The organism is Desulfosarcina widdelii (genome assembly GCF_009688965.1).
In the GTDB taxonomy this organism is placed as follows: Bacteria; Desulfobacterota; Desulfobacteria; order Desulfobacterales; family Desulfosarcinaceae; genus Desulfosarcina; species Desulfosarcina widdelii.
This window is the reverse complement of the sequence record NZ_AP021875.1, coordinates 5045057-5070343: the sequence shown is the minus strand read 5'-3', so window position 1 is coordinate 5070343 and position 25287 is coordinate 5045057. Positions and strand designations below refer to the sequence as shown.

At 58.1% G+C, this 25287-nt stretch carries 21 protein-coding genes; 17 read left to right on the top strand and 4 right to left on the bottom strand.

The window, feature by feature from the left end; genetic code table 11:
• The first annotated feature begins 14 nt into the window (after positions 1 to 14).
• The 4 genes from GN111_RS23275 to GN111_RS23260 all read left to right on the top strand — a co-directional run bounded on the left by GN111_RS23275 (position 15) and on the right by GN111_RS23260 (position 6447).
• Positions 15 to 3173: a PAS domain S-box protein gene (locus tag GN111_RS23275; protein WP_155306054.1), complete on the top strand. Its 3159-nt coding sequence runs from the start codon at positions 15 to 17 to the stop codon at positions 3171 to 3173.
• Positions 3174 to 3294: 121 nt separating this feature from the next.
• The gene (locus GN111_RS23270) at positions 3295 to 3939 is read left to right on the top strand and encodes a PAS domain-containing protein (RefSeq protein ID WP_155306053.1); all 645 of its coding nucleotides are present in this window, start codon (positions 3295 to 3297) and stop codon (positions 3937 to 3939) included.
• A gap of 106 nt (positions 3940 to 4045) precedes the next feature.
• On the top strand, positions 4046 to 5872 hold the full coding sequence (locus GN111_RS23265; protein ID WP_155306052.1) for a thiamine pyrophosphate-dependent enzyme: 1827 nt from the start codon (positions 4046 to 4048) through the stop codon (positions 5870 to 5872).
• Positions 5872 to 6447 carry a 2-oxoacid:acceptor oxidoreductase family protein gene (locus GN111_RS23260; protein WP_155306051.1) on the top strand — a complete coding sequence of 192 codons (576 nt, stop codon included), beginning with the start codon at positions 5872 to 5874 and terminating at the stop codon, positions 6445 to 6447. Before GN111_RS23265 ends, GN111_RS23260 begins: the two co-directional genes overlap by 1 nt.
• Positions 6448 to 6496: 49 nt before the next feature.
• Here the strand turns inward: GN111_RS23260 and GN111_RS23255 are convergent, their stop codons facing one another.
• The gene (locus GN111_RS23255; RefSeq protein ID WP_155306050.1) at positions 6497 to 7048 is read right to left on the bottom strand and encodes a CBS domain-containing protein; all 552 of its coding nucleotides are present in this window, start codon (positions 7046 to 7048) and stop codon (positions 6497 to 6499) included.
• Positions 7049 to 7423: 375 nt separating this feature from the next.
• Here GN111_RS23255 and GN111_RS23250 point away from each other — a divergent pair, with 375 nt between their 5' ends.
• The 3 genes from GN111_RS23250 to GN111_RS23240 all read left to right on the top strand — a co-directional run bounded on the left by GN111_RS23250 (position 7424) and on the right by GN111_RS23240 (position 10037).
• Complete coding sequence (locus tag GN111_RS23250; RefSeq protein WP_155306049.1) at positions 7424 to 7885, top strand: ferritin-like domain-containing protein; 462 nt, start codon at positions 7424 to 7426, stop codon at positions 7883 to 7885.
• Between the two features lie 49 nt (positions 7886 to 7934).
• A complete protein-coding gene (locus tag GN111_RS23245; RefSeq protein WP_155306048.1) occupies positions 7935 to 9119 on the top strand; it encodes an inositol-3-phosphate synthase in 1185 nt (394 codons plus the stop codon).
• A 72-nt stretch (positions 9120 to 9191) separates the two neighbouring features.
• On the top strand, positions 9192 to 10037 hold the full coding sequence (locus tag GN111_RS23240) for a sugar phosphate isomerase/epimerase family protein (RefSeq protein WP_155306047.1): 846 nt from the start codon (positions 9192 to 9194) through the stop codon (positions 10035 to 10037).
• Positions 10038 to 10041: 4 nt separating this feature from the next.
• Here GN111_RS23240 and GN111_RS23235 read toward each other — a convergent pair whose 3' ends face one another.
• From GN111_RS23235 to GN111_RS23225, 3 genes are all read right to left on the bottom strand, one after another.
• A complete protein-coding gene (locus GN111_RS23235; RefSeq protein WP_155306046.1) occupies positions 10042 to 12057 on the bottom strand; it encodes a hybrid sensor histidine kinase/response regulator in 2016 nt (671 codons plus the stop codon).
• A 57-nt stretch (positions 12058 to 12114) separates the two neighbouring features.
• Positions 12115 to 13281, bottom strand: a complete 1167-nt coding sequence (gene ercA / locus GN111_RS23230) for an alcohol dehydrogenase-like regulatory protein ErcA (RefSeq protein WP_155306045.1) — start codon at positions 13279 to 13281, stop codon at positions 12115 to 12117.
• A 112-nt stretch (positions 13282 to 13393) separates the two neighbouring features.
• Positions 13394 to 14089: a sulfite exporter TauE/SafE family protein gene (locus GN111_RS23225; RefSeq protein ID WP_170302427.1), complete on the bottom strand. Its 696-nt coding sequence runs from the start codon at positions 14087 to 14089 to the stop codon at positions 13394 to 13396.
• A 149-nt stretch (positions 14090 to 14238) separates the two neighbouring features.
• Between GN111_RS23225 and GN111_RS23220 the strand changes: the two genes are divergently transcribed.
• The 10 genes from GN111_RS23220 (at position 14239) to GN111_RS23180 (ending at position 25208) form a co-directional block, all read left to right on the top strand.
• Positions 14239 to 14793 carry a nitrous oxide reductase accessory protein NosL gene (locus tag GN111_RS23220; RefSeq protein WP_170302426.1) on the top strand — a complete coding sequence of 185 codons (555 nt, stop codon included), beginning with the start codon at positions 14239 to 14241 and terminating at the stop codon, positions 14791 to 14793.
• A gap of 1 nt (position 14794) precedes the next feature.
• Positions 14795 to 15082 (top strand): hypothetical protein, encoded by a 288-nt coding sequence (locus GN111_RS23215; protein WP_155306042.1) that lies wholly within the window; start codon positions 14795 to 14797, stop codon positions 15080 to 15082.
• Positions 15079 to 16236, top strand: a complete 1158-nt coding sequence (locus GN111_RS33415) for an ABC transporter permease family protein (protein ID WP_170302425.1) — start codon at positions 15079 to 15081, stop codon at positions 16234 to 16236. Before GN111_RS23215 ends, GN111_RS33415 begins: the two co-directional genes overlap by 4 nt.
• A complete protein-coding gene (locus tag GN111_RS33410; RefSeq protein ID WP_170302424.1) occupies positions 16227 to 16922 on the top strand; it encodes an ATP-binding cassette domain-containing protein in 696 nt (231 codons plus the stop codon). The genes GN111_RS33415 and GN111_RS33410 overlap by 10 nt, the downstream gene beginning before the upstream one ends.
• Positions 16919 to 17953 carry a hypothetical protein gene (locus GN111_RS23205; protein WP_155306040.1) on the top strand — a complete coding sequence of 345 codons (1035 nt, stop codon included), beginning with the start codon at positions 16919 to 16921 and terminating at the stop codon, positions 17951 to 17953. The genes GN111_RS33410 and GN111_RS23205 overlap by 4 nt, the downstream gene beginning before the upstream one ends.
• Before the next feature lie 311 nt (positions 17954 to 18264).
• On the top strand, positions 18265 to 21210 hold the full coding sequence (locus GN111_RS23200; protein ID WP_155306039.1) for a 4Fe-4S dicluster domain-containing protein: 2946 nt from the start codon (positions 18265 to 18267) through the stop codon (positions 21208 to 21210).
• A gap of 216 nt (positions 21211 to 21426) precedes the next feature.
• Positions 21427 to 22746, top strand: a complete 1320-nt coding sequence (gene nrfD, locus GN111_RS23195; protein WP_155306038.1) for an NrfD/PsrC family molybdoenzyme membrane anchor subunit — start codon at positions 21427 to 21429, stop codon at positions 22744 to 22746.
• On the top strand, positions 22736 to 23248 hold the full coding sequence (locus GN111_RS23190) for a DUF3341 domain-containing protein (protein WP_155306037.1): 513 nt from the start codon (positions 22736 to 22738) through the stop codon (positions 23246 to 23248). Before nrfD ends, GN111_RS23190 begins: the two co-directional genes overlap by 11 nt.
• A 5-nt stretch (positions 23249 to 23253) precedes the next feature.
• A complete protein-coding gene (locus GN111_RS23185) occupies positions 23254 to 24459 on the top strand; it encodes a hypothetical protein (RefSeq protein ID WP_155306036.1) in 1206 nt (401 codons plus the stop codon).
• Positions 24460 to 24578: 119 nt separating this feature from the next.
• A complete protein-coding gene (locus GN111_RS23180; RefSeq protein ID WP_231715538.1) occupies positions 24579 to 25208 on the top strand; it encodes a cytochrome c3 family protein in 630 nt (209 codons plus the stop codon).
• The last annotated feature ends 79 nt before the right edge of the window (positions 25209 to 25287 follow it).

The following is a 25287-nucleotide window of genomic DNA, read 5'->3' as shown; positions in this document are numbered from 1 at the left end:
ACGGGGTGCTCTGCATGATGATATTTATCACTATCCTGGGCACGATCTTTTTGCTGACGTTGGCGTGCGTCAATTTTCTGCTCAAACGCAGGCTCAGCGAAAAAGTAGCCAGTCTGGAAAAAATCCAACGGAAAGTAACCCATCAGACCGAGCTGCTGCAATTGGCCACCGAGGCCACCCAGGCGGGAATCTGGGAATCCCATCCGGAAAAAACAACAATTTATCTGAGTGCGCAATGGTATGCCATGCTCGGCTATCCCCCACAGGAAAAAATCGTCCCCCTCGACGAACACCTGCTTCTCGTGCATCCGGAAGACCGACCGAACGTCATCTGTTTTTTCGAAGACTATATCCGCAAAGATGAAAAAGGGATGTATGAGGCGGAACTCCGCATCCGGCAGGCGGACGGAACCTGGTGCTGGGTGCTTTCAAAAAGCAAAGCCGTCGAATGGGATGAAGAGGGCTTTCCGACGAGAATCACCGGCTTGGATGTAAATATCCAGTCCATAAAGGAGGACCAAGGCAAGACAGCCCAGAGCGAAGCCAAATTCCGTGCCATTTTCGACCACGCCCCCTATGCAATTGCCATCAACAGCTTCGAGGATGGGACCATTATTGACGCCAACCAGGCGTATCTCGAGAGTCGGGGCCTCACAAAAGAGCAGTTGGGCACTATCCGGCCGAAGGATTACACCCTCATCACGGATGAAGAGGTTGAAGCCCTCCTTAAGACGCTTGCGAAACAAGGCTCCTTGAAAAATCTCGAAGCTACGGTCCTTAAGAGTGACGGAACACCCGCCCATATCATCTACTCGGCCGTATTGCTGGAACTAGAGGGGCGCAGGCAGATTCTATCCATGACCGTGGATATCACCGAACGGCGTCAGAAGGAAACGGCCCTTCAGGAAAGCATGGAGCTGCTGCGGGCAACCTTTGATTCAACCACCGACGGCATCCTGGTCGTCAACAACGATTTGAAGGTCATCCAGGCCAACCGGCAGTTCTACCGGATGTGGCGGGTGCCACCCGAACTCAGGGAAACCGATGACGATGCCACCTTGAGAGAATTTGTTCGAGACCAATTGGCGAACCCGACCGGCTTCCAGGAGGTCGTCGACCGGCTCTATCACAGCGGGATCCAGGACATGTACGAAATTCCCTTTAAAGACGGACGGGTTTTCGAGTGCCATACCACCCCAATGGTCATCAACGGAAAGGAAATCGGACGCGTATGGGATTTCCGGGATATCTCGGAACGCAAGCGCGAGGAAGCGTCCATCGATTTTGAACGGCAACAGTTGCTCTCCGTTTTCAACAGCATCGATGAGTTCATCTATGTTTCCGATCCGGTTACCAACAAAATCATCTTCGCCAACCGCCGTCTGCGTGAACTGCTCGGCAGTGATCCGACTGGAAAGCAATGCTACGAAGCGCTCCAGGGCCTTGACCATCCGTGTGATTTCTGCACCAACGACATCATTCTCAACAACAATGGGCAGGCCCACCGGTGGGAATACCACAACCCCACGATGGACTCGGATGTCGCCATCGTCGATCAAATCATTCGCTGGCCGGATGGCCGCGACGTGCGGCTGGAGATCGCGGTGGACATCACCGAGCGCAAAAGAGCCGAAGAGATGCTGCGCCTGTCCGAAGAAAAATTCTCCAAAGTTTTTATGATGGCGCCGGATTTCATCACGATCACCCGCCTGGAGGATGGCCTTTTCGCCGATGTAAATATCGGCTTCGAGGAGACCACCGGCTGGAAAAGAGACGAGGTCATCGGGCGCACATCTGTCGACATTCAATTCTGGTTCGATCCTTCGGAACGAATGCGCATGGTCAAGGATCTGAAAGACCAAAAAGAAGTGTCCCATCGTGAAATTCGTTTCCGGTGCAAGGACGGAGCGGTGCGCACCGGCATTTACTCTGCAAGAGTAATCAGCATATCGGACGAAGACTATCTGATCTTCGCCATGCAGGATATAACGGACCGAAAGCGTTTGGAAGAGGAGCGCCGCAAGCTGGAAGAGCAGTTGAACCAGTCCCAGAAGCTGGAGGCGGTAGGTGTTCTGGCCGGCGGGGTGGCTCACGATTTCAACAACATGCTGGGGGCCATCATTGGCTATTCCGAACTGGCCATGCAAACGCTGGATGCCTCTGATCCCATTCGTAAAAGTTTCAGTAAGATCCTCGACGCTGCCCAGCGCTCGGCCAATCTCACCCGTCAGCTTCTGGCCTTCGCCCGCAAGCAGACCGTAGAGCCGGTAGTTTTCGACCTTAATACCTCGGTGGAGGGGACGCTCAAAATGCTGCGCCGGCTCATCGGCGAAAACATCGAGTTGACCTGGAACCCATCGACCGGCCAATGCAGCGTTAAAATGGACCCCTCCCATATGGATCAAATCCTGGCCAACCTGTGCGTCAATGCACGGGATGCCATTGCCGATGTCGGCAAAATAACCATACAGACCGAAACCGTATCCTTCGATGAAAACTCCTGCAGCGCATATGCCGATTGCCTGCCGGGAGATTATGTGCGGCTCTCCGTAAATGACAACGGCCGCGGCATGGATCGGGAAACCCAGATGCACGTCTTTGAACCGTTTTATACCACCAAAGGCGTCGGCCAGGGAACGGGTCTGGGACTGGCTACGGTTTACGGCATCGTCAAACAGAGCGATGGATTCATCCAGCTTTCCAGCGAACCCGGCATCGGCACGACCTTTGATCTTTACCTTCCCCGGCAGGCTGCAAGCGTGGAAGATGAAAAGACAGCTGCCGAGGCAACAATCCCCCACAGCCAGGGTGAGACGATCCTCATGGTGGAAGACGATCCGACCATGCGGGAAATGGGACGAATGATGCTTCAGCGGCTGGAATACAATGTACTCATAGCGGCAACCCCCAATGAGGCCCTCCGAATAATCGAAGGCGAAAGCACCGATATCCAGCTGTTCATTACCGATGTGGTCATGCCAGAAATGAACGGACGAGAACTGGCCAACCGGCTGCTGGAGATCCGACCGGGATTGAAGCACCTGTTCATGTCCGGCTACACCGCCGATGTCATCGCCCATCGCGGCGTACTGGATGAAGGGGTAAACTTCATCCAGAAGCCGTTTTCGCTGAAGGATCTGGCGGTCAAGATCCGGGACGTGCTGGACGGATGAAAATGAGTTGCCATCGCCATGGCAGCGAAACTTATCATAGGCGGTCTGTTTCTCTGACCCATCATCTATTGCCGCTGGAAAGTGAAATACCCCGCGGCAAGCCGCGGGGTATCGATTCCTAATAAGACAAATCAAAGAACTGGAACGAACGCATCGCCTGATTACCGAAAACCTGGTGGATGCCGTCTGGCTAATCGATCCCGTAAGCTTAAAGTTCGAGTACATCACACCCTCCATTTCCAGAATCAGTGGATTCGGAGCCGACGAAACCATCGGCACCTCGATCCTGGAACGCCTGACACCGGGATCCGCTCGACGCGCCGTCGCTATGATCGCCGATATCAAAGCGGCGGATCAGGATGGCACACAGACCTCCCATTCGATGGAACTGGAACTGAACAAAAAAAACGGCGAGACCTGCTGGGCCGAAGTCAGGGTCAAACAAGTCGAAGAGCCTGACGGCCCGCCCAAAATCGTTGGCGTTACCCGCGATATTTCAAATCGAAAGAACGCCGAACTGGAACTGGAAAATCAGAATCAAGAATTGGCCAAGGCTTTGGCGGAAAAAGAGGAATTGTTGAAGGAGATAAAAGAGCTGCGCAAGCTGTTGCCGATCTGCAGTGGCTGCCGGCGAATCCGGGACGAAGATAATCAATGGTGGCCCCTGGATGAATACGTCAGAGCGCATACCGATACGAATTTCACCCATACCATCTGCCCGCCCTGCAAAGATATTTATTACCCCGATCTTAAAAACCAGACTTGACCCCCCCCGGCATCGACCCTTCCGAAAACAGCCGGCACTCGACAATTGTCCCATTACCGTGTATGAGCAACGGGATAATCTATCTTGATGTTCAGATGAGGAAAGCATGCAACAGGCAGTCGCAAAAGAGCTGATGATGGGCAACGAAGCCATTGCCCGCGGATTGATCGAAAACGGGTGTGCCATGGCCACGGCCTATCCGGGCACCCCCTCTTCGGAAATTCTGGCTGCGGTGGCAAAAACCGCCCGTAGCTTAGACAGACGGATGCACATCCAGTGGGCCGTGAACGAAAAGGTGGCCTTCGAAATCGCCTATGCCGGCTGCCAGGCCGGTCTGCGAACGGCGGTGAGCATGAAACAGGTAGGCCTCAACGTGGCCTCGGATCCGCTGATGAGCGCAGCGTACATGGGCTCGGCGGGCGGATTCGTGATCGTCAGCGCTGACGATCCCGGCCCCCACTCGTCCCAAACGGAGCAGGACAGCCGAATGATGGCCATGATGGCCAAAATCCCCGTATTGGACCCGGATTCCCCCCGCCAGGCCAAAGATATGGTCGCCCTGGCCTATGGCCTTTCCGAGGCCTTCAAGACTCCGGTGATGCTGCGCCCCACCACCAGGGTGTGCCACTCCAGGCAGGATGTGCGCCCGGGTGAAATTCTTCCACTGGAATCGAAACCCGATTTCAAAAAAGATCCACTGCGCTGGGCGGCAACCCCCAAATTCCGTTTCCAGCTTCATCGGGAGTTGGAAGAAAAGCTGGCCCGTATCGCCAAACACCCGGATACCGCGCCCCTGTTTCACAACCCCAACGCCGATGCACCCCAGGCCGTGGTCGCCTCGGGCGTCGCCGCGGCATATACGGCCGAGGCGCTCAAAAACCTCGGCCTGTGGGACCGGCTGCCGTTCTACCAGGTGCTGCAACCCTTTCCCCTGCACACCCCTTTTATCGAGCACCTGTTGAACACCTACGATAAGATCCTGGTGTTGGAAGAAACCACCGGAATCATCGAGATGCAGCTGGCCGACCGTGGACGCGTCCAGGGCAAATTGAACGCCGTGGTTCCGCGGGTCGGCGAACTGCTGCCCGAAAAAGCCGAAGCGTTGCTGGCCAACTTTGCCGGCGTCGGCGTCAATATTCCCGAGATGCCCCTGGTGCCCGGACGGCGGCCGACACTGTGCGCCGGATGTCCCCACCGGGCCAGTTTCTATGCGATCAAGAAAGCGGCCCCGCGGGGCATCTACACCAGTGACATCGGTTGCTACACCCTGGGGCTGAACCTCAAAGCCGTGGACACAGTACTTTGCATGGGTGCGGCCGTCAGCCAGGCTGCCGGTTTTTTCCACGCCTATGAAGGCGCCGAAAAACGGCCCGATGTCGTGGCGACCATCGGCGACTCCACCTTTTTCCACGCCGGTGTGCCGGCCCTGATCGATGCCGTGGTTCAGAACGTCGGTTTCGTGCTGGCCATCCTGGACAACCGCACCACAGCCATGACCGGCAGCCAGCCCACACCGGCCACAGGAAAAGGCATCACCGGCGAAGACTTGGCGAAAGTGGACCTGGAAGCCATCGTGCGGGGCTGTGGGGTGGGGTTTCTCGAAACCGGAGATCCCTACGACACCCAAACCTTCATAGCGACCCTTAAAAAGGCGGTGGCCTACAGCCGTGACACGGGACCGGCCGTTGTCATCGCCCGCCATCCCTGCATCCTCGACCTGGTGCGCCAGGGCAAAACTCCAGAACCCGTCCAAATCGAGGTGACCGAGGATTGCGACGGCTGCGGATACTGCCACCAGCACTTCGAGTGTCCGGGACTGATCGCGGTGGACGACGGCGGTCGCACCCAGGTGGACCCGCTGGTGTGCATCGGATGCGGGGTCTGCCTGAACGTCTGTCCCAAGGGAGCCATCGTGGAGAAGAAAGAAAAATAATGAAAGACAAACCCCGAAACCAGATTGTCATCAGCGGCGTGGGCGGCCAGGGGGTGCTGTTTGTCACCCGCCTGCTGGCCGAGGCGGCCATCGCCAAGGGGCTGCCGGTGTTTACTTCCGAAACCCACGGCATGGCCCAGCGCGGCGGCACGGTGATCTCCCATCTCAAGGTAGGGGAATTCAGCAGCCCGCTGATCAATCCCGGCCAGGCCGACGGTCTCATCGCCCTGAAAGCCGAAAACCTCTCCCAACATGGAGGCTACCTCAAAAAAAACGGCTGGGCGACTGTCAACAGCCCCGCACCCATGGAGGCTGCGGCAACCGGACGACTCTTTTTTCTCGACGCGGACCGGTTGGCCCGGCAGATGGACGACCCCAAAACCCTGAACCTGCTGATGCTGGGGTTCACGCTCCGCCGGATATCCGAAACGAATTTTGTTAAGGGCTGGCTGCACTGCGATGTGGACGATGTCGCTGCAGTTTTGAAAACCCGACTCAAGGGGAAGGTCCAACTGCTACAGAACGCTATCCGGGCCCTCGAGGCGGGCGCATCGGCCGTCGCTGGAACAGCATAGATTCTTTATGGGTCTGCGATTCAGCCGCCAGCCGATTGATAAAAACGAATTATAAGGCGCAGGCCTTCATAATCTTCGAAACCTTTTTGTACACATCCGAAAACCGCAGCAGGCCGATAATTTCATCGTCCTCGACAACGAAAAGCGAGTCGTGGCGGTTCATAACAAAAAGGTGGAAGCATTTGGCAAGAGCATCTTCAGCTCCGACAATCTGGCCTTCACCCGGTGCCTTGATGAAGTTTCGTATTTTTACCTCGATGGCTTTGCGGCAAAGATCGTTGAACGGGTCTTCCCACAGCCGGTAGTCTTTCTGCATGGCCGTCCAGATATAGGTAAGTCCGGACCGCCGTATAATTTCACCCAGGTTGATCTGCTCGTACTGTTTTTCAAGCCCCCGCATCAGATCGATGGGTGATATTTTGGAGACAATCTTTCCGTGCTCATCTTCGACAAGCAGAATTCTCTGCTCGGCTTTCCCGGCCAGATATTTTTCCTGTGCCTTTTCCAGGGTGACAAGCGCATCGAAAAAAGTTGTGTCGTCGGATATCTTTGGGAATCGATCCTTCGTGACCATGAGGTCCAGCACTTTCATTTTTTCCATGTTGTCGTCACTCCTTGTGTTTGAGGTGGGGGTCTCTCATATACTTTTGTCGCTGGTACTGTTAAATAGTATTTTATTACTATAACAATAACGAAGCGATGACGTTTTTGTCCAGGGTGAATTCCAACACACCGGAATTGATCGAAACGTGAATAGCTGAATACATTTGAAAGGCTGCAACCCCCGGTTGCGGTCACGTATTAAAATTGAAATAAATGGATAGTGTTGCGCCCGGCAACTCTGCCGGAAAGATGTATAGATGACATTCTTAACTTTTTTCGGAACCGTCAAAACTGGGTTGATCCTTAGCCGGGAATCTATTACACCTGTCCCGGTCTGAACATTGATGTTGACTTTATACGATTGGGAGCGCCCATGTTTACCGCCCAGGATATCCTCGATATCGCCATCCGGCTGGAAAGCAACGGTGAGAAAACCTACCGGGATGCCCGCGGGCATACGGAAAATGAGGATCTGAAATCGCTGCTGGAATGGATCGCCCGGGAAGAGCGGCACCATGGCCGCTGGTTCGCCGAATTGAGAGATCGACTTTCCAAGGGCGAGGACGACCACCTGCTGGCGGAAATGAGCAAAGCCCTGGCCGAAGACGTGGTCCGGGAGCAGGCCTTTTCCCTGCAGGAGGTGGATTTCGAGGCCATCGCCAACCCCGACGAAATGATCCGCACCTTCATCGGCTTCGAAGAGGACACCATCGCCTTTTACAACATCCTCAGGACCTTCGTCGACGACCCGACCATCGCCGCAAATCTGGACCAGATTGTTGCCGAGGAGAAAAAGCACATCGCCCAGTTCAAGGCACTGCTCTCTTCTCCCTGAGTTGCATTCAATGTTGGTTTTTGAAACGCTTACGGAATAAGGAATATTGATGTCCATGGTAAGAAAGCTGGAAACGCATCCCGAATTGCTGCTGCTGGTGGCAGGAGCCAAAGGCGCAATCGGCAGCACCCTGGCCGCCTCCATCGCGGCCATGCAAAACGACCCGCAACTGATCCTACCGGGGCTTACCACCGGCAACAGGTTCGCCTTTATGGGCGACGTTCCGTCGGTAGCCATGGCCGGATGGGATTGTTCAGACGAAACCGTCTCCGATGCCATTTCCCGCCACGGTGTGCTGCCCGAGGACGTATATCGGCCCCACGTGGACCGTCTGGAAGAGATGACCGTCTTCACCGCTCCGGCCGCCAAAGGATCCATCGGTGACCAGGCAAAGCAAATTGGCGACGATATCGGCCGCTGCCGCAACCGTTTTCCGGAAAGCCGACCGGTATTGATCAACCTGCTGCCGGCGGCCTGCGACGTGGCCGAGCCGGACCGCTACCCGGACCTGAAAGCCCTCTTGGCCGAAGACGCCGAAGCCGTCCTTCCGGATCTGGCCTATGTCGCTGCCGCCATCGACGTCGGCATCCCCGTGGTCAACTTCACCCCCAACTCCGTGGAACTGCCGGTCATCTGCAGCCTGGCCAACGAGAAGAGCGTGCCCATCGCCGGACGCGACGGCAAGACCGGCCAGACCTATTTCAAGGTGGTGCTGGCCTCGGCTCTCAAGGCGCGTGGACTTTATGTGGACGGCTGGTACAGCCTCAACATTCTGGGCAACGCCGACGGTCTCAACCTGATGGACCCGGACAACGCCTGCGGCAAGCTGAACAACAAAACCCGTCTTCTGGACGACATTCTCGGGTATCCGGTGGGCGAACGTCACGGACGGTCCACCCATAAGGTGCACATCGACTACTACCCGCCCCGAGGCGATGCCAAGGAAGCCTGGGACGTCATCGACATCGCCGGCATCTTTGGCCTGCCCATGAGCCTGCGCCTCAACCTCCAGGGCCGGGACTCCATCCTGGCCGCCCCCATGGCCCTGGATCTGGCCCGCTGGGCGGCGGCCCTGCAAGCGGCAGGAATCGGCGGTCCGGTTTCCGACCTGGGCTTTTATTTTAAAAAACCGGTGGGGGGCAACGTCCCGTTAACCTTCGAAGAGCAGTTGGCGGCCCTGAAAAATCTGGAGATCCGCATCGAAACACGCATCAACGGAGCCGTTAAGGGTTAACCATTTTTCATTTCGCTATATGTCTTTGCATTACAAGGCGTATAGAATACGCCGAATAGAAAGGATGTTTGAATGGTTTTTGGTTACAGCACCAACGCCTTCGTGAAATTCTCGCTGCTGGATTCATTCGACCGCATCGCCCGGCTGGGTTTCAAGGGCGTCGAGATCATGTGCGACCAGCCCCATCTCTATCCCCCGGAGTATGACGACGAGAGATTGAAAACGGTCAAGGCCAACCTTGAGAAAAACGGGCTGAAACCCACGAACCTGAACAGCTTCACCCTTTTTGCCGTGGGCGACACCTATCTGCCTTCCTGGATCGAACCGGAGGAAGACCGCCGGAATATCCGCGTGGACCACACCCTGGCCTGCCTGGATATCGCCGCATTTATCGGATGCGGCAATATCTCGATCCCGCCGGGCGGTCCCCTGCCCGCCGGCATGACCCGGCAGGAAGCCTTGCGCCTGTTTCACCGGGGCATGGATCAGGTCATTCCCAGGGCCGAGGAACTGGGCGTCCGGCTGCTCGTCGAACCCGAGCCGGACCTGCTCATGGAACGCACCTCGGAGATCAAACCTTTCGTGGCAGCCATCCAGTCCTCCGTTGTCGGCGTCAACTTCGACATCGGCCACTTTTTCTGTGCCGGCGAAGATCCGGCGGCCGCCTTCGAAGAACTCTTTCCCTGGGTGGGCCACATTCACATCGAGGACATCGCCCCTACCCGCGAACACAATCACCTCATCGCCGGCTTGGGCGCCATCGATTTTCCATCGGTTTTCGACGCCATGCAGCGGCTGGGATACAGCCACGACATGAGCCTGGAACTTTACCCCTATACCGACCGTCCCGAGGAAGCCGGCCGGGAAAGCCTGGCGCACCTGCTGCCCATGATGCAGGAGTCGGGGTTGACATCCTAGCCGATTAGCCAAGCACCTCCCGCAACCGTTTGGACAACTCGACGATCGTAAAGGGTTTTTGGATAAAGGAACGACAACCCCGGGCCATAATACTCTCGGCCTGGCCGTCGATGCTGTATCCGCTGGCCAGCAGCACCGCGACATCGGGATTGATGGTTTTCAATCGATCGAAGACTTCGCCGCCGTCCATCTGCGGCATGATTATATCCAGAATCACCAGGTCGATCCGATCCGCGTTTTGTGCATAAATGTCCAGGGCGGACTCTCCCGAACTAGCGGTGAGGACCGTGTAGCCGATCTTTTTGAGCAGTTTTTCGCCCACATCCAGCACCATGGATTCGTCGTCAACCAGCAGTACGGTCCCATGCCCCGAAGCCAGCGTTTCGTACCGTTTGGTTTCTTTTCGGGCGCTTTTCTGTGAAATGGGAAGATAGAAGAAGAATGTGCTGCCGCAAGCCGGTTCGCTGTCAACATCGATGGCGCCGTTATGGTTCTTGAGGATGCCGAAGGCGGACGCCAATCCGAGCCCGCTGCCCTTGCCGACTTCTTTGGTGGTAAAAAAAGGATCGAAAATCTTCTTGCGGACCGCAGGATCGATGCCCGTGCCCGTATCCGTCACGGAAACACGGACGTACCTGCCCGGTTGGATGCCGTAAGCGGCCGCAACGTCTTCCGCAAGGCGCACGTTGCGAGCACCGATGGTCAAACGCCCGCCCCTTGGCATCGCATGCGAAGCGTTGATGTACAGGTTGAGCAGAACCTGATCGATTTGCCCGCGATCCACTTCCGCCGACCACAAATCCTCCTCCACGGCCAGTTCGATCTGAATCTCCTTTTTTGTGCGCCCGAACATATCCGCACCGTTGGCGATCAGCTTTTTCAAATCGGTTGGTTTGACTTCGTATTTACCGCCCCTGGTCAATCCCAGCAACTGGCGGGTCAGACCGACGCCCCGCTGGACGTAGGTTTCGATGTTTTTCAGATGTTTGTGGTCCGAAGATCCCGGATCGTTTTCCATCAGGGCCAGGGAGGCATTGCCCTGGATGCCCATGAGGAGGTTGTTGAAATCGTGGGCGATCCCACCGGCCAGGGTTCCCAGAGATTCCAGTTTCTGGGTCCGCTGAAGCGTGGCTTCCAGTTGCTTTCTAGCCTCCTCGGCTTCCCGGAGGGCCGTCACGTCATGGGCCACCGCCATGGCCCGCTTGGGAAGGGCGCCTTCGAAAAAAAACCGGGCATGGACCAGGACACGGATGATTCGGCCGTCTTTGCATCGGAACGAAAATTCGGCGGGAGCCGGGCGGCGGTCACCCGCCAACACGTCTGCGATCATCCGATCAAGGGTGCTTTTACTCTCATCGGTCAGCAGTATGTTGGGATCGAGGGATAAAAATTCATCTTCGCTGTAGCCGGTATACTTGCACATGACCTCGTTCACGCTGGTAAAACCTCGCTTCTCGAGGTCGAACTCGCAGATGCCGGCAGGCGCGTGCTGAACCAATTCTCTGTTTTTGGCCTCGCTTTCCCGCAGCGCGTTCTCCGCCCGTTTGCGTTCGGTCAGGTCATGGGTAAGACCGTAAAAGCCGAGCACTATGCCATCTTCTGCCAAATAGGGTACATAGTTGGCCTCAAGCCAGATGGTACCTTTGTCCTTTTCGGACAGCATTACCTCGAAACGGACATGATTTCCCGCCAGTACGTTATGGACCTGTTTCTCTATCTTGCCGTAGTGGTCTTCTCCCAGGACATCACGCAGATGGCGGCCGACAATGGCGTTTCGGCTGAGTCCCAAGACCCGTTCATATTCGCGGTTCACAAACTGGAACCGCCGATCTGCATCGACGTAAGAAATACGGGCCGGCAGGTTGTCGGTCAAAAGGCGCAACCGCCGTTCATTTTCACGCAGGGCGGACAATTGGGCCTGTAGCTGGGGGTAGTAGCTCTTGCGGGTGGATTCCAGGCTCAGGCCTAGAAATTTCTCACGGGCCTGTTTGGATTTAGCCGTCTGGTCGGATTTGCACATGATCGTTTGAGCCGGCTGCCGAGAACTTTGGTTTTGTTCTCGAAGCTTCGTTCGGGTTTAATAGATTTCTCGATAAATCGAGGCGATCTCATCGGGTCGGGCCTGGCGCGGGTTGGTCGCCAGGCAGGGATCATGAAATGCGAACCCGGCCAGTTGGGGCAATTCGGTTGAAGCCACACCCATATCCAGAAGCCGTTGCGTGATCCCCAGGCTGCTGCGCAAAGAGGCAATCCGATCCACAATCGCCGCGACGGCTTTTTCGGGTTGCTGATCGCTGGCTACCAACCCCATGGCCCCGGCAAGCTGAATGTATTTATCGGCTGCGGCTGGAAAATTGAAGCGCACCACCTTTTCCAATAAGAGCGCATTGCACTCTCCATGGTTTAAATCCTTTACTCCGCCCAAACTGTGGGCCATGGCATGGACCAGTCCCAGGCTGGCATTGGAAAAGGCCAGACCGGCCATGAGGCTGGCCATCATCATGTTCTCCCTGAACATCATGTTGGCCGGTTCCCGGTAAGCTCCTCCCAGATTATCGAAGACCAACCGGACGGCCTGCCTGGCGGCCATGTCGGTTAGCGGCGAGGCGGCCGTAGATACATAGGCCTCAAAGGCGTGGCACAAGGCATCCATTCCGGTGGCGGCCGTCAGATCCGCCGGCATGGTCAGCGTGGTTTCGGGATCGACCAGGGCGATATCGGGAATCACCATCTTGCTGATGATGGCAATCTTGCCTCCCCGTTTCGTGTCGGTGATGATGGCGAACTGGGAAACATCGGCCGACGATCCCGCTGTCGTGGGGATGAAGATCAGGGGCGGGCCCGGACTGGGGACGGCATCCACACCTTCGAAATCGACGACATGGCCTGGATTGCCCACCATGACGCCGATCCCCTTGGCGCAGTCCATGGGGCTTCCACCCCCCACGGCCAGAATCAGATCGCAGCTCTGGCGGCGGCAGATCTCTGCCCCCGCCATGACCTCATGATCCTTGGGATTGGACGAAACCCCACTGAAAACCCGGTAAGCAATGCCGGCTTCCTTCAGGCTGGCCTCAACTTTTCCCGTCCACCCGGCAGCGACGACTCCCGGATCGGTTACGATCAGCACCTGGGTCGCACCGAAATTCGCAACATGACGGCCAGCCAGCCCGAGCGCACCGGGGCCGTAGACGATTTCCGGCACCAGGAATTTTCTCAGGTTCAGAAGCGTAGACGAATCCATACAATCGGCTCCTGTGGCAAACGTTCCAATTTTCAAACGGCTGGCAGCAGGCTACAAAAAAACATTGTAATTAAAGTATCATAAAAAATTGGAGGGCTTCAACAAATGATTTTCATTTGCCGAAGGCCGTGATCACGTTTACCAGCAGCAAGGCTGCCATGCCTATCATGATGAGTCCGGCCAGCAGGTCGGCCTGCCGTCGATAACGCCTTAAAAGAGCTGCGGCCCCGGCACCGACAGCCAGAAGGCCCGGCAGGGTGCCGAGACCGAAAACCAGGGCCATCGCCGCTCCGGCCAACGTTCCCCCGGCGGACAGGGACTTGGCGAATGCGGCATAGGAAAGACCGCAGGGCAGCCCCCCCAGGATCAATCCCATGAGAAAAAGATCCCCGTTGCTGCGCCGGTCGGCAACCCGGCCCATCAGGCCCCGCCAACCGGGCATAGCGGCAGGGTTGGCCACCGCCAGCCAGTTGGGCTCGGCAACGAAACCCAGCCGGGAGAGACCGAAAAACAAAAGGAAAAGTCCCGCCAGAAGGCCGATTCCCATCTGCGTCCTGGCCATCCAGACCATGGGGTCCCTGCCAAGTACCGAAGCCAGACGAATCAAGCCGCTGCCCAAGCCCCCCATCAGGGCGCCAATCAGGGTGTAGGTGATCAGTCGGCCGGCATGGTAGGCCAGGTGGGCCGAAAAGCGTCCAGCCTGTCCGGGCAGCGCCACAATCAACGGGCCGCACATGCCGATGCAATGGCCGGTGCCCAAAAGCCCCAGCATGAACAGGGCCGTCAGTTCAGTCGATGATATCGGCATGGATCCTTTCCCGAAAATGTAAAACGAAGTCTTGGACTTGTCTTTGTCACGTCTCCCTTGCAGTTTGGCATAAAACCATCTAAATTGACATTCTCTTCTGGCTGCTCGACCCAAACGATTTTCACAAGTCGCCCCAAAGGAGGTTCGGTTTGCCCTTTTCTCTGCGACCTGATCGCATGATGACGGCCATTTTCTCAATACTCGCACTGATGCTGACCGCCGCCACGATATACGGCGCTGAAAGCGGGCCGGCACCGGCATTGCGCCCCTTAGCTTCCGAAGGGTCACTGAACCTCAGCGCGTCCGACCGCTGCCCGGTCTGCGCCATGTTTCCCGCCCGGCGGCCCCGGTCGGCCGCCGCCATTACGCTGAAAAGCGGAGAGACCTATTATTTTTGCAGCAACGGCTGTCTGCTGCGCGCATGGCTGCGGCCGAAGGCCTATTTAGGGAAAGAAAAAGCGGCCATTGACCGCCTGATGGTCCTGGACTACTTCTCCGGCAAACCCATCGACGCCCGCAAGGCCACCTGGATTTCCGGCTCCGATGTGGTGGGCCCCATGGGGCCGGCCATCATCGCCTTGGGCGATGCCGGTCAGTTGGACGCCTTTACAAAACGTCATGGCGGCCAAACCATATTTCGTTTTAACCAGATCGACGACGCGCTGTGGCGGAAAATCAGTCATAGAGAACTGCCGGAACAGTAGCATGAAATCCGCTTTCATCCAAAATAGAACGGATGTGCCGGCACCTTGCAAGGGAGCCGGCCTTCTGGTGGCGATTGCCTTTTCCGTTGTGGCGCTGATCGCTTTTTCCATTGCTGCCGATCTGCTGATCCGGAAGGATAAGGGGGCTACCGAAGCGAGCCGATGGATGATGTCCCTGGCCCTTTCTGCGCCAGCCCTCTGGAGTGCCGGTACGCCGCTGCGCCACCCGGAAACCTTGCATCCGGGAATCGATTTACGCTACACCGTCGGTGTGGAGACCACGCGATGAAATCTGGTCTCAAGGAATACCCTCTGCTCGTCTGGGCCGCGCGGGACATTCTGCGCCGCCCCGGCCGGGGACTTCTCGTATCGGCCTGCTTGGCCAGCGTGAGCTTCCTGATCGCCGTAGCACTGCTGTTCAGTCAGGCAATGGAGACCACCTGGAACCAGCTCATGGTCCAGGCGCCGGACCTGATCGTCCGACGCATCAATGCCGGCGGCTGGGCGCCCATGCCTGCTGAGACAGCCGTGGCAGCAGCGGCATCCGTCCCCGGCGCCCTGACCCCCACCCCCCGGCTGTGGGGTGTCGCAACAGGGCCCCGGGGACCGGTGACGGTGGTAGCCTCGCCGGGGGTGATTCCCGAAACCATCCTGCAAGGGTTGACGCCTCCCGTCAGCGGTCAGGCAGTGGTAGGCCGGGGTGTGGTCGAGACGCTTCAGGACGGGCGCCTGATTCTCGTCGGCCAGGAGCGCCTGCAATTGACCATTGTCGGCACCTTTCCCGCCCAAACCTGTCTGGCCACCCATGACCTGGTCTGGATGGCGCCGAACGATGCCCGGCGGCTGCTGGGCCTGTTACCGGGTGAGGCCAGCGATCTGGCCGTCAGTCTCTTCCACGAAGAGGAAGAACCTGCCATCCAGGCGGATCTGGCCGATGCCTTTCCCTGGCCGGTCCACATCACCGGACGCAGCGACGGTGTCCTTCGGCACCACCAGCGAGCGGTGCATAGGGGCGGCATCTCCGTGGTAGCCTGTGTGCCGGCCATCCTCGCACTGGTATGGATCGTTGCCGGTACCGCCGCAACCGGCAGCAGCCGGCAGGCCCACTGGGGTCTGCTCAAGTCCCTCGGATGGACAACCGGCGATCTGGTGCGGCTGCAAATCTTCCAGGCCGCTCTGCTCGGGACGCCCGCATTGGCGGCCGGGCTGGCATCGGCCTACTCGGTGGTATTCTACCCGCCGGCCGCCGGCATCGCCGCGTGGTGGCTCACCGGCGGCCAGCACCTGCCCGCCCTGGTCCTCAGCCGTTCCGGCGCGCTGATCGCCCTGCTGGAAATCTCCGCTTTGGTAATCATCCCTTACCTGGCGGCAGTATTTCTGGCCACCGTCAAACAGGTGGCCAACGAACCCTGGCACCTGCTGATGGCCGACCCATGGAACTGATCCCCGGATTCGTCTGCCACCGGCTCGGCTTTCACTGGCCGGGGCGTTGCAGCGCAAAAAGGCCTGTCCTGGAATCGGTGGACGCTCGGTTCGCCCCCGGCACACTCACCCTGGTCACCGGTGAAACCGGCGCTGGCAAAAGCACGCTGCTGAACCTTCTGGGCGGACTGCTGCGCCCCACCGGCGGAGAAATTCATGCCGACGGCCAGCCCATCTCCCGCTGGCCGGCAAACCATCGCGACCCGTGGAGACGCAATGTGGGCATCGTTTTCCAGCATCTGGCCCTGGTCCCGGATATCAGTGCCGCGGAAAATCTTCTTCTCCCCCTGATCCCCAGAAAAATTTCCTGGTCCCGCATGCAAGCGCAAATTCAAAAACGACTCGTAGAGAACGACCTGGCCGACTTAGGCCGGTTCCCAGCCAGGGAGCTTTCCGGCGGCCAGCGCCAGCGTTTGGCCGTGGCCCGGGCCCTGAGCGGAGAGCCCCGCTTCATCCTGGCCGACGAGCCCACGGCCTTTCAGGACGATGATCATGCCCGGCAAATAATCGCACAACTGCGGGCTGCCGCCGATGCCGGCGCCGTCACGGTGGTCTGTTCCCAGGATCCGCGGCTAAAGACATCCGTCGCCTTTCATCTGCGCTACCACCTGGCATCCGGCCGCCTGACTCGGGGAAATCCGACGTGATCTGGCATCCGCTGACGTGGGCCTTCTGGTCGGCGGCCTTCACCGGACTTTTGATTTACGGGCTGGCTGCCCTTCGATCAGTCAATGTTTTTCTCGACTGGCAACCGAATCGTACCGACAGCCGCCAGCTCCTCAGGGAACGCGACGCTGAAGTCGCCGCCCTGCTGGCCAGGGGAGCATTGGCCTGTCTGGCGTCAGCGGCCTTGCTGGGTCTGATCGGCATTGCCGTGGCCTGGCACCGGGTGGTCCCCGGCGCCATGTGCGGCACCGGCGTCTTGCAGGCCATGGGGAGCTACGGCAGCCGAGCTTTGATTTTCTGGGGTCTGGCCCTGGTCATCCTTTACGCCTGGTGGGTGCTGGAGCGGTTGAACCGCTTTGATCCCATGGGAGGATTGACGTGGCAGGCCGCTCGTATCTGGCTCACCGCCGCACCGTTTCTCCTTGCAGCCTTTATCTATTCCTGGCTGGCCCTGATGCAAGTCGAATCGACCCCGCCGGTAAGCTGCTGTGCGGCGGTTTACGATCAAGTACTCGAGGAAACATCGGCAGCGGCCGTCACCGGACGACTCCTGGCGGCCTCCTTTTGGGGGCACCTGGCAGGATCCGTCAGTTTGCTGATCCTGGCAGTCCGAAGAATTCACCTCCCCGAACACGGGTCGGGCATCCTGCCGGCCGCGATCATGATACTCTGGGCCCCTGCGGCATCGATCTGTATCAAACATTTCTGGTCGGTGTACTATTACCAGGTGCTTTCCCACCCCTGCCCCTGGTGCCTCTTCCTTTCGGATTACTACGGGGCCGGATTTCTCATTTTCGGCTGCATTGCGGTCGTCGTTCTCTCCTCGATCTCTTTGTGGACCGCCGACCGCGTCCGCAGCCGCCACCCGATCCTGTCAAAGCCGGCGGTCAAACGCATTCATCATTCAGCATGGCAGCTTTTGGCTGCCATCATCCTTTTCACGACCCTGACGGCCGGGCCGGCTCTGGTCTGGCGTCTGCGAACCGGCGTCTGGATGACCAACCCTTTTTAAAATCGCCTGGCGCCAAACCGGATAGGATCCGGGTGCCCACCCCACCCCCTGATAGCTATATCCCATTATTAATCATATGCTTATATTGTTTTTGCCGTATTCGGCAATTGACACCCCTTTGGCCTTTTGCTATCGTTGATTTCATTTACCACAATTCGCGTCTGCTGGTCCCCCTTTGCTCCACCATCGTACCGCCAAGGCGACGCGAGATTTTCTCAGATTTTTGCCCGTCCATCGACTGTACGACGAACCGCTGAACCGACCGATCCATGTCACCGGCATGGAAACCCCGGCATTGACAGGCAACCTGTATGAACCGCAGAACCTTTCTCAAAATTGCATCCATGGGCAGCGTCGCCTTTGCCGCCGGCTGTTCTTCCAAATCGGAAAGCAATCTCTTTACAATGGTCCAGGCCACCGAGGACATGGTCACCGGCGAGGCAGCCTGGTATGCCTCGACCTGCCGAGAGTGCCCGGCAGGATGCGGAGTGCTGGCCAAAAACCGGGAAGGACGGGTCATCAAGCTGGAGGGAAATCCGCTGCATCCGACCAATCGCGGCGCCCTTTGCATCCGGGGACAGGCAGCACTGCAGGGAATTTACAATCCCGACCGTCTGCAGCAACCCTGCCTGAAAACGCCGGACGGCTGGCAGACGCTCTCCTTTTACGAAGCCGGCAACCTGATCCGGAAAAAGGCCGAAACCGCGGCCGATCACGGAAAAGAACGGGTGGCCCTGATCACCGAGACCGTGGGGCAGACCCAGTTGGACCTGTTTGCCCGTGTCATGGATCACTTTGGCGGCCCGGACCCGGTGGTCTTCGAACCCCTGGCCTACGAATCGCTCAAATTCGCCTGCCAGCAGCTTTTTGGCAGCCCAATACTGCCCGGCCTGAACATGGACCGGGCCGATCTGCTGCTGGGTTTTGGCGCCGATTTCCTGGAAACCTGGCTGTCGCCGGTGGAATACGCCCGCAAATTCAAGGCCATGCACCTGCTGAGCAACGGCACCAAGGGTCTGTTCATTCAGGTAAGCCCCTTTCAGTCCCTCACCGGGGCCAATGCCGACCGCTGGATCGGCTGTCGCCCGGGCACCGAAGCGGTGGTGATCATGGGACAAATCCGATCGGTGATGGCCGCGGAAGACAGGCCCAAGGTCGGCGGCAATCTTGGCAAATTGCTCAAGGATATGATTGAGGATTACACCCCGGAAACGGTGGCCCTCATGTCCGGCGTCTCCACCGAGGATCAGGCCGTCATCACCCGGCGACTTCTCGCCGCCCGCCGTCCCCTCGTATTGGGGACCGGCAATACCGGCGAAAACGGTTCAGCCGTGGCCGCAGAGCTGGCTGCACTGCTGTTGAATCGGGTGCTGGACCCCGATCTTTCCCTGTTCGATTTCGAAAACCGCCACCGGGTGGAAATCGCCGATTCGCGAGCGGCGGTTCTTGGTGCCTTCGATGGCATGGACGACCGGTCCGTTGAGCTGGTATTTCTCAACAACGTCAATCCCGTCTTCTCCATTCCCGGCGGCGAGCGCATCGCCAATACACTGAAAGCCAGAGACCGTTTCGTTGTGGCCTTTGCCAATTTCATGGACGAGACAACCGCCCATGCCGATCTCGTCGTGCCCGTTCAACTGGCCCTGGAAACCTGGGATATGTATGAAGGCAACACCGCCACCCTGGCCACCTTGCAGCCGGCCATGGGCAAAATTACCCAGGCCCCGGCACTGGGAGACCTGATGATCGGTCTGCTTCCCGAGGACCAGCGCCCGGCCGCCAGCTATCAGGAATGGGTCACCCGGGTGGTGCTGGAAAAACTGGGCAGCAGCAGTTCCACCGACTGGCTGCAAACCATCCAGAAAGGCGGCCGCTTTCCCGAAACAAGCCCAAAAGGCAGCTCCCCCCGAATCAACCTCAGGGCCACGGCAGCGCTCAAACGCAGCCTGGAATCCCTGCCGGCGCCGAAAGAAGCGCCGACACTGCTGGCACCGCCATCGATCCGTTTTTTCGACGGCCGCGGCGCCAACCGGCCCTGGCTGATCGAAACGCCGGACACCCTGACCCAGATTCCGTGGCAGACCACGGCCCTGGTCCACCCGGACACGTTGAACGCTTCCGGGGTTCGGGAAGGAGAAGTCCTTCTCCTGAAAACCGCAAACGGCGAAATCGAGGTGCCGGCTTATGCCTACGAGGGGGTGTTTCCGGGCACTGTCGTCGTGCCCGCCGGACAGGGGCACACCGATTACGGACGCTGGGCCAGCGGCCAGGGCACAAACCCGCTGTCCCTCCTGGATCCATCGACCCATGCCGACACCGGCGCCCCGTCATTCGTTGCCGCGCTGAAGAACATGCAGAAAACCGGCCGGGCCGTTCAACTGGCCACCACATCGGGCAGCCGGGTGGCGTATCACCGCAAAATCGTCCCCACCGTGGCCGTCGAGCAGATCGGACACAAAAGCGGCCACGGCAAGGAAGGGCTGACCATGGACACCTTTCCCCTGACGCCGCCGACCCCAGAAGGCTACGATCCCAAGCGCGATCTCTACCCGCCCCACGACCACGACGGCTACCGCTGGGCCATGGTCGTGGACATGGACCGCTGCATTGGCTGCACGGCCTGCGTGGCGGCCTGCTACGCCGAAAACAACATCGGCATTGTCGGTGAGCAGCGCATCCTGGAGGGTCGCGAGATGGCCTGGCTGCAGATCCAGCGCTACCACGATCCGGACGACATGGCCCGCATGACCTTTCTTCCCATGATGTGTCAGCACTGCGACAACGCCCCCTGCGAGGCGGTCTGCCCGGTCTATGCGCCCCATCACTCCAAAGAAGGGCTCAACAACCAGATTTACAACCGCTGCATCGGTACACGCTTCTGTGCCCAGAACTGCCCATATAAGGTGCGACGTTTCAACTGGTTCGACTGGCAGTGGCCCAAACCGCTGAACATGCAGCTCAACCCCAACGTCACCGTGCGCAGCAAGGGTGTCATGGAAAAATGCTCTTTCTGCATCCAGCGTATCAAAAAAGCGCACAACACGGCCAAGAACGAAAAGCGACCCATCCGCGATGGTGAGGTGGTGCCGGCCTGCGCCCAGACCTGCCCCACCGGCGCGTTGACCTTCGGCAGCCTGATGGACAAAAACAGCCGGGTGAGCCAGCTGATCAAGGATCCGCGAGCCTATCAGGTGATGGGTTATCTCAACACCAAACCGGCGGTGATTTATTTGAAGAAGGTGACCCAAACCGTTTAAATTAAATAATTGGTGCACGACTCGTTTGCAGGTCATGATATTGGAGGAGAAATCACAATAACCAAAATACAAATCACAAATAAATCCCAATAAAAAAATTCCAAACCACAGGTCCGGTTCTGTTTGCGATTTGGATATTGGAATTTGGAATTTATTTGAAATTTGGTGCTTGTGATTTGTTTATTCCGATTCATCCGGAATAGGACAAAGGATCCGATGGAGCAAACACTCACCTATCAAACCATCGATAATACCGTACTCGATACGCTGGACCCGCCGCCGCGCAGCTACTGGGTCACCGTGACCCTGCTCTTCGCCGGAGTGCTCATGGGAGCCGGATGCTGGCTCTACCAGATCCTGGTGGGCATCGGTGTCGCCGGTCAGAACAATCCGGTGCACTGGGGCACCTATCTGATCAACTTCGTTTTCTGGGTGGGAATCGCCCATTCCGGCACCCTGATCTCCGCCATCCTGCACCTGTTCCGGGCGCCGTGGCGCAATCCCATCGCCCGGGCCGCCGAAACCATGACCGTTTTCGCCGTGTGCACAGCCGGACTCTATCCCTTCATCCATCTTGGAAGGGTCTGGATGGTCTACTACATGCTGCCGATCCCCAACCAGCGGACCCTGTGGCCCAACTTCCAGTCGCCGCTGATGTTCGACGTGGTGGCCATTTCCACCTACCTGACGGTCAGCAGCCTGTTCTGGTATACCGGCATGCTGCCCGATCTGGCCACCATCCGCGACCGCGCCGTGGGGGTGCGCCGCAAGATCTTTACCGTGATTTCGCTGGGGTGGACCGGAGAGTATGAAATCTGGCGCCACTACGCCCGCGGCTACCTCTTTTTCGCCGCTCTGGCCACCCCCCTGGTCATCTCGGTGCACAGCGTGGTTTCCTGGGATTTCGCCCTGAGTGTGGTTCCCGGATGGCACACCACCATTTTTGCGCCGTATTTCGTGGCCGGGGCCATACATTCGGGCCTGGCCATGGTGGTGACCCTGATGATCCCCTTGCGCATCATCTTCAAATACGAAGCCATTATCACCGACCGGGTCCTGGAAAGTGTAGCCAAAACCATTATCTTCACCGGTCTCATTGTGGGATTCGCCTATGCCACCGAAATCTTCATCGCCTGGTACAGCCACAACCCCGTGGAGATAGAATCCTTTCGCTGGCGGGCCTTTGGCGACTATGCCCTGGAATACTGGATCATGGTCTCGTGCAACGTCCTCATTCCGCTGCTGCTGTTTTTTAAAAAAGTGCGCACCAACATCCGGGTACTTTTCGTCATCTCCCTGCTGGTTAACGTGGGCATGTGGTACGAACGCTTCGTGATCATCATCGGGTCGGTGGCCCATGATTTTCTGCCCCACGCCTGGGGGCTTTACGCCCCGACCTGGGTTGAATACGGCATCATGGTCGGCAGCTTCTGCCTCTTCTTTTTCCTGTTCGTGCTCTTCGTCAAACATCTGCCGTCGGTCTCCATGACCGAGATGAAAGAAACCCTGCACGAAGGAGGGTCCCATGACGGCTGATACCATTTCCATCATGGGGGTCTTTTCCAGCCAGCGCGGCGCCGCCGACGCCATCGACCGGCTGCGGGAGACCTCCTGGGCCATCGAGCGGGTGCACAGCCCCATCCCCAGCCATGAGATTGAGGATGCCCTTCAGCCGCCCAAGAGCAAGGTGGGCTGGTTTACCCTGGTCGGCGGCATCGTCGGGTTTTTCGCCGGGTTTTCCCTGGCCGCTTTTACCGCCACCCGCTGGTCGCTGATCGTCAGCGGCAAACCGGTCGTGGCGCTGGTGCCTTTTTTCATCGTGGGATTCGAATTCACCATCCTGTTCGCCGTCTTCGGAAATGTCCTGGGGCTGATCTCCCAGGCCCGTCTGCCCCGCTTCGATACCCAACCGCTCTATGACGAGCGCTTTACCGGGGATTGCTTCGGGGTGCTGGCCCGCTGCCCCATCGGCGAGAAGGAAAAACTGACCCGCTTTTTTGAAGAAAACGGTGCGGAAATAAAAACCGCGGACGAATGAAAACCATGGCAAACATAAAAAAACCACCGCAGCTGATGAAAATCTTCTATGGCCTGGCCGCCATCGGGGCCCTGATTTTCATCACCGTCGCTTTGATCGGCAATCCGGCCCGGGCCTGGCAGGCCTATCTGCTGAATTTCCTCTTCTTCTCGGCCATTGCTCAGGGCGCAGTGCTCTTCTCGGCCCTCATGCACACGGTCAAAGCCCGCTGGAGTGCGCCTCTGGCCAACGTGGCCGAATCCTTCGCCGCCTTTTTCCCCATTTCGCTGGCCCTGTTCGTCATCCTCTTTCTCGGCCAGCAGCACGTTTTCCCCTGGCTGCACGAGGACCTGCACGGCAAGGAGGTCTGGCTCAACGTTCCCTTTCTGTTCGGCCGGGACCTGGCCGGGCTGATTCTGCTGTATGGCTTTGGCCTGGCCTTTCTTTACCATCGGCTCTATTTTACCCTTAAAGATCTCGGCGCCTCCGGGCCTGTGGGACGCCGACTGCAGGCCCGCTGGGACCGCCGGCCGCCGGACGAGGAGCGTATGGCCGCCCGCGCCACCGTCTTCGGCATCCTCTATCTGCTGGCCTTTGCCCTTGTGCTCTCCCTGGTGGGCTACGACCTGGTGATGGCCGCCGATCCGCACTGGTTTTCGACCCTCTTCGGCGCCTACAGCTTCGTCAAAGCCATCTATATCGGCTTCGGAGCACTGATCGTCCTCAGCGCCCTGCTGCATATGAGCGAAAACAACGGCTATCACGTCGAGGAGAACCAGTTCCACGACATCGGCAAACTCTTTTTCGCCTTCTGCCTGGTGTGGGCCGACTTTTTCTACGCCCAGTTCGTAGTCATCTGGTACGGCAACATTCCCGAGGAGACCGCCTACATCATCGAACGCACCATGGCCGCACCCTGGGACAAACTGGCCTGGACCATCTTCATCGGCTGTTTCGTCGCACCATTTCTGATCCTGATCAACCGCAGGATCAAAATGATACCCCGGGCCATGGTCGTTATCTGCCTGGCCGTCATGGCGGGGATCTGGCTGGAACACTATCTGCTGCTCGGCCCGGCCTTCAACCACCACATCCACCACCTGCCTTTGGGGTGGGTGGAAATTGCCGTGGCCGTGGGATTTTTCGGTTTGCTGGCCGCGGCCGTTACCGGCTATTTCAAGCAGTTTCCGGAGTTAATCGAGGCGAATGGACTGAAGACGGAAGATGTTTAAGAACAACCAGTGAAAATGCGATTCCAAACGAAAATGATGAACGTATGCGGCAGAAGAACGGCGTCAGGCGGCACCCTTTCAGCCTTCAGCTTAAACCTCTATCACCCTGAGCGTTTATAATGGAAATTCTGATTACCTCCTTTTCGCTGCTTACCCTCACGGTAATCGTGATTCTCATCGGTACCCGGGGGCGGCCCATGCGCTTTTTTACCGCCTTCGGTGAAACCCTGATACGGATATGGAGTAACCGCGGCCCCGTGGCATGGATGGCCATTTGTGGCGTCCTGGTACTGGGATTTTTATTCTTCTTTTACGCCTCGCCGGCCACGCGCATCGGGGCAGCCCAGCCCATTCCCTTCAGCCATCGGCTGCATGCCGGCCACAAGGCCATCGAATGCTACTACTGCCACCCCTATGTGGGGCGTTCCATTCATCCGGGCCTGCCACCAGTGGAAAAGTGCCTGCACTGCCACAACTACATCATCGCCAACCACCCGGAAATCCAGAAAGAGCACGACTACTTTAACAGCGACACCCCCACGCCGTGGGTGAAAGTATACGAACTGGCAGAGCATGTGCTGTTCAATCACCAGCGGCACATCAAAAAAGAGGTCGCCTGCGAGTCCTGCCACGGAGAAGTCCGGGATATGGACCGCCTCAAAGGCAAACGCTTCAAGATGGGCTTTTGCATCGAATGCCACCGGGAAAGGAAGGTCAACCTGGGCTGCTGGCTGGCATGCCATAGCTGATGCCGGAAGTCGGAGGACGGAGGACAGAGGTCAGAGGCCGGAGGTCTGGATTCTGAAGACGGAGCGAAGCGACACTGAT

Excerpts from the sequence above, each read along its gene's own strand:
- GN111_RS23275 (WP_155306054.1), top strand. The coding sequence starts at position 15 with ATGATGATATTTATCACTATCCTGGGCACGATCTTTTTGCTGACGTTG.
- GN111_RS23265 (WP_155306052.1), top strand. The coding sequence starts at position 4,046 with ATGCAACAGGCAGTCGCAAAAGAGCTGATGATGGGCAACGAAGCCATT.
- GN111_RS23260 (WP_155306051.1), top strand. The coding sequence starts at position 5,872 with ATGAAAGACAAACCCCGAAACCAGATTGTCATCAGCGGCGTGGGCGGC.
- GN111_RS23255 (WP_155306050.1), bottom strand. The coding sequence starts at position 7,048 with ATGGAAAAAATGAAAGTGCTGGACCTCATGGTCACGAAGGATCGATTC.
- GN111_RS23250 (WP_155306049.1), top strand. The coding sequence starts at position 7,424 with ATGTTTACCGCCCAGGATATCCTCGATATCGCCATCCGGCTGGAAAGC.
- GN111_RS23245 (WP_155306048.1), top strand. The coding sequence starts at position 7,935 with ATGTCCATGGTAAGAAAGCTGGAAACGCATCCCGAATTGCTGCTGCTG.
- GN111_RS23240 (WP_155306047.1), top strand. The coding sequence starts at position 9,192 with ATGGTTTTTGGTTACAGCACCAACGCCTTCGTGAAATTCTCGCTGCTG.
- GN111_RS23235 (WP_155306046.1), bottom strand. The coding sequence starts at position 12,057 with ATGTGCAAATCCGACCAGACGGCTAAATCCAAACAGGCCCGTGAGAAA.
- ercA (WP_155306045.1), bottom strand. The coding sequence starts at position 13,281 with ATGGATTCGTCTACGCTTCTGAACCTGAGAAAATTCCTGGTGCCGGAA.
- GN111_RS23225 (WP_170302427.1), bottom strand. The coding sequence starts at position 14,089 with ATGCCGATATCATCGACTGAACTGACGGCCCTGTTCATGCTGGGGCTT.
- GN111_RS23215 (WP_155306042.1), top strand. The coding sequence starts at position 14,795 with ATGAAATCCGCTTTCATCCAAAATAGAACGGATGTGCCGGCACCTTGC.
- GN111_RS33415 (WP_170302425.1), top strand. The coding sequence starts at position 15,079 with ATGAAATCTGGTCTCAAGGAATACCCTCTGCTCGTCTGGGCCGCGCGG.
- GN111_RS33410 (WP_170302424.1), top strand. The coding sequence starts at position 16,227 with ATGGAACTGATCCCCGGATTCGTCTGCCACCGGCTCGGCTTTCACTGG.
- GN111_RS23200 (WP_155306039.1), top strand. The coding sequence starts at position 18,265 with ATGAACCGCAGAACCTTTCTCAAAATTGCATCCATGGGCAGCGTCGCC.
- nrfD (WP_155306038.1), top strand. The coding sequence starts at position 21,427 with ATGGAGCAAACACTCACCTATCAAACCATCGATAATACCGTACTCGAT.
- GN111_RS23190 (WP_155306037.1), top strand. The coding sequence starts at position 22,736 with ATGACGGCTGATACCATTTCCATCATGGGGGTCTTTTCCAGCCAGCGC.
- GN111_RS23185 (WP_155306036.1), top strand. The coding sequence starts at position 23,254 with ATGGCAAACATAAAAAAACCACCGCAGCTGATGAAAATCTTCTATGGC.
- GN111_RS23180 (WP_231715538.1), top strand. The coding sequence starts at position 24,579 with ATGGAAATTCTGATTACCTCCTTTTCGCTGCTTACCCTCACGGTAATC.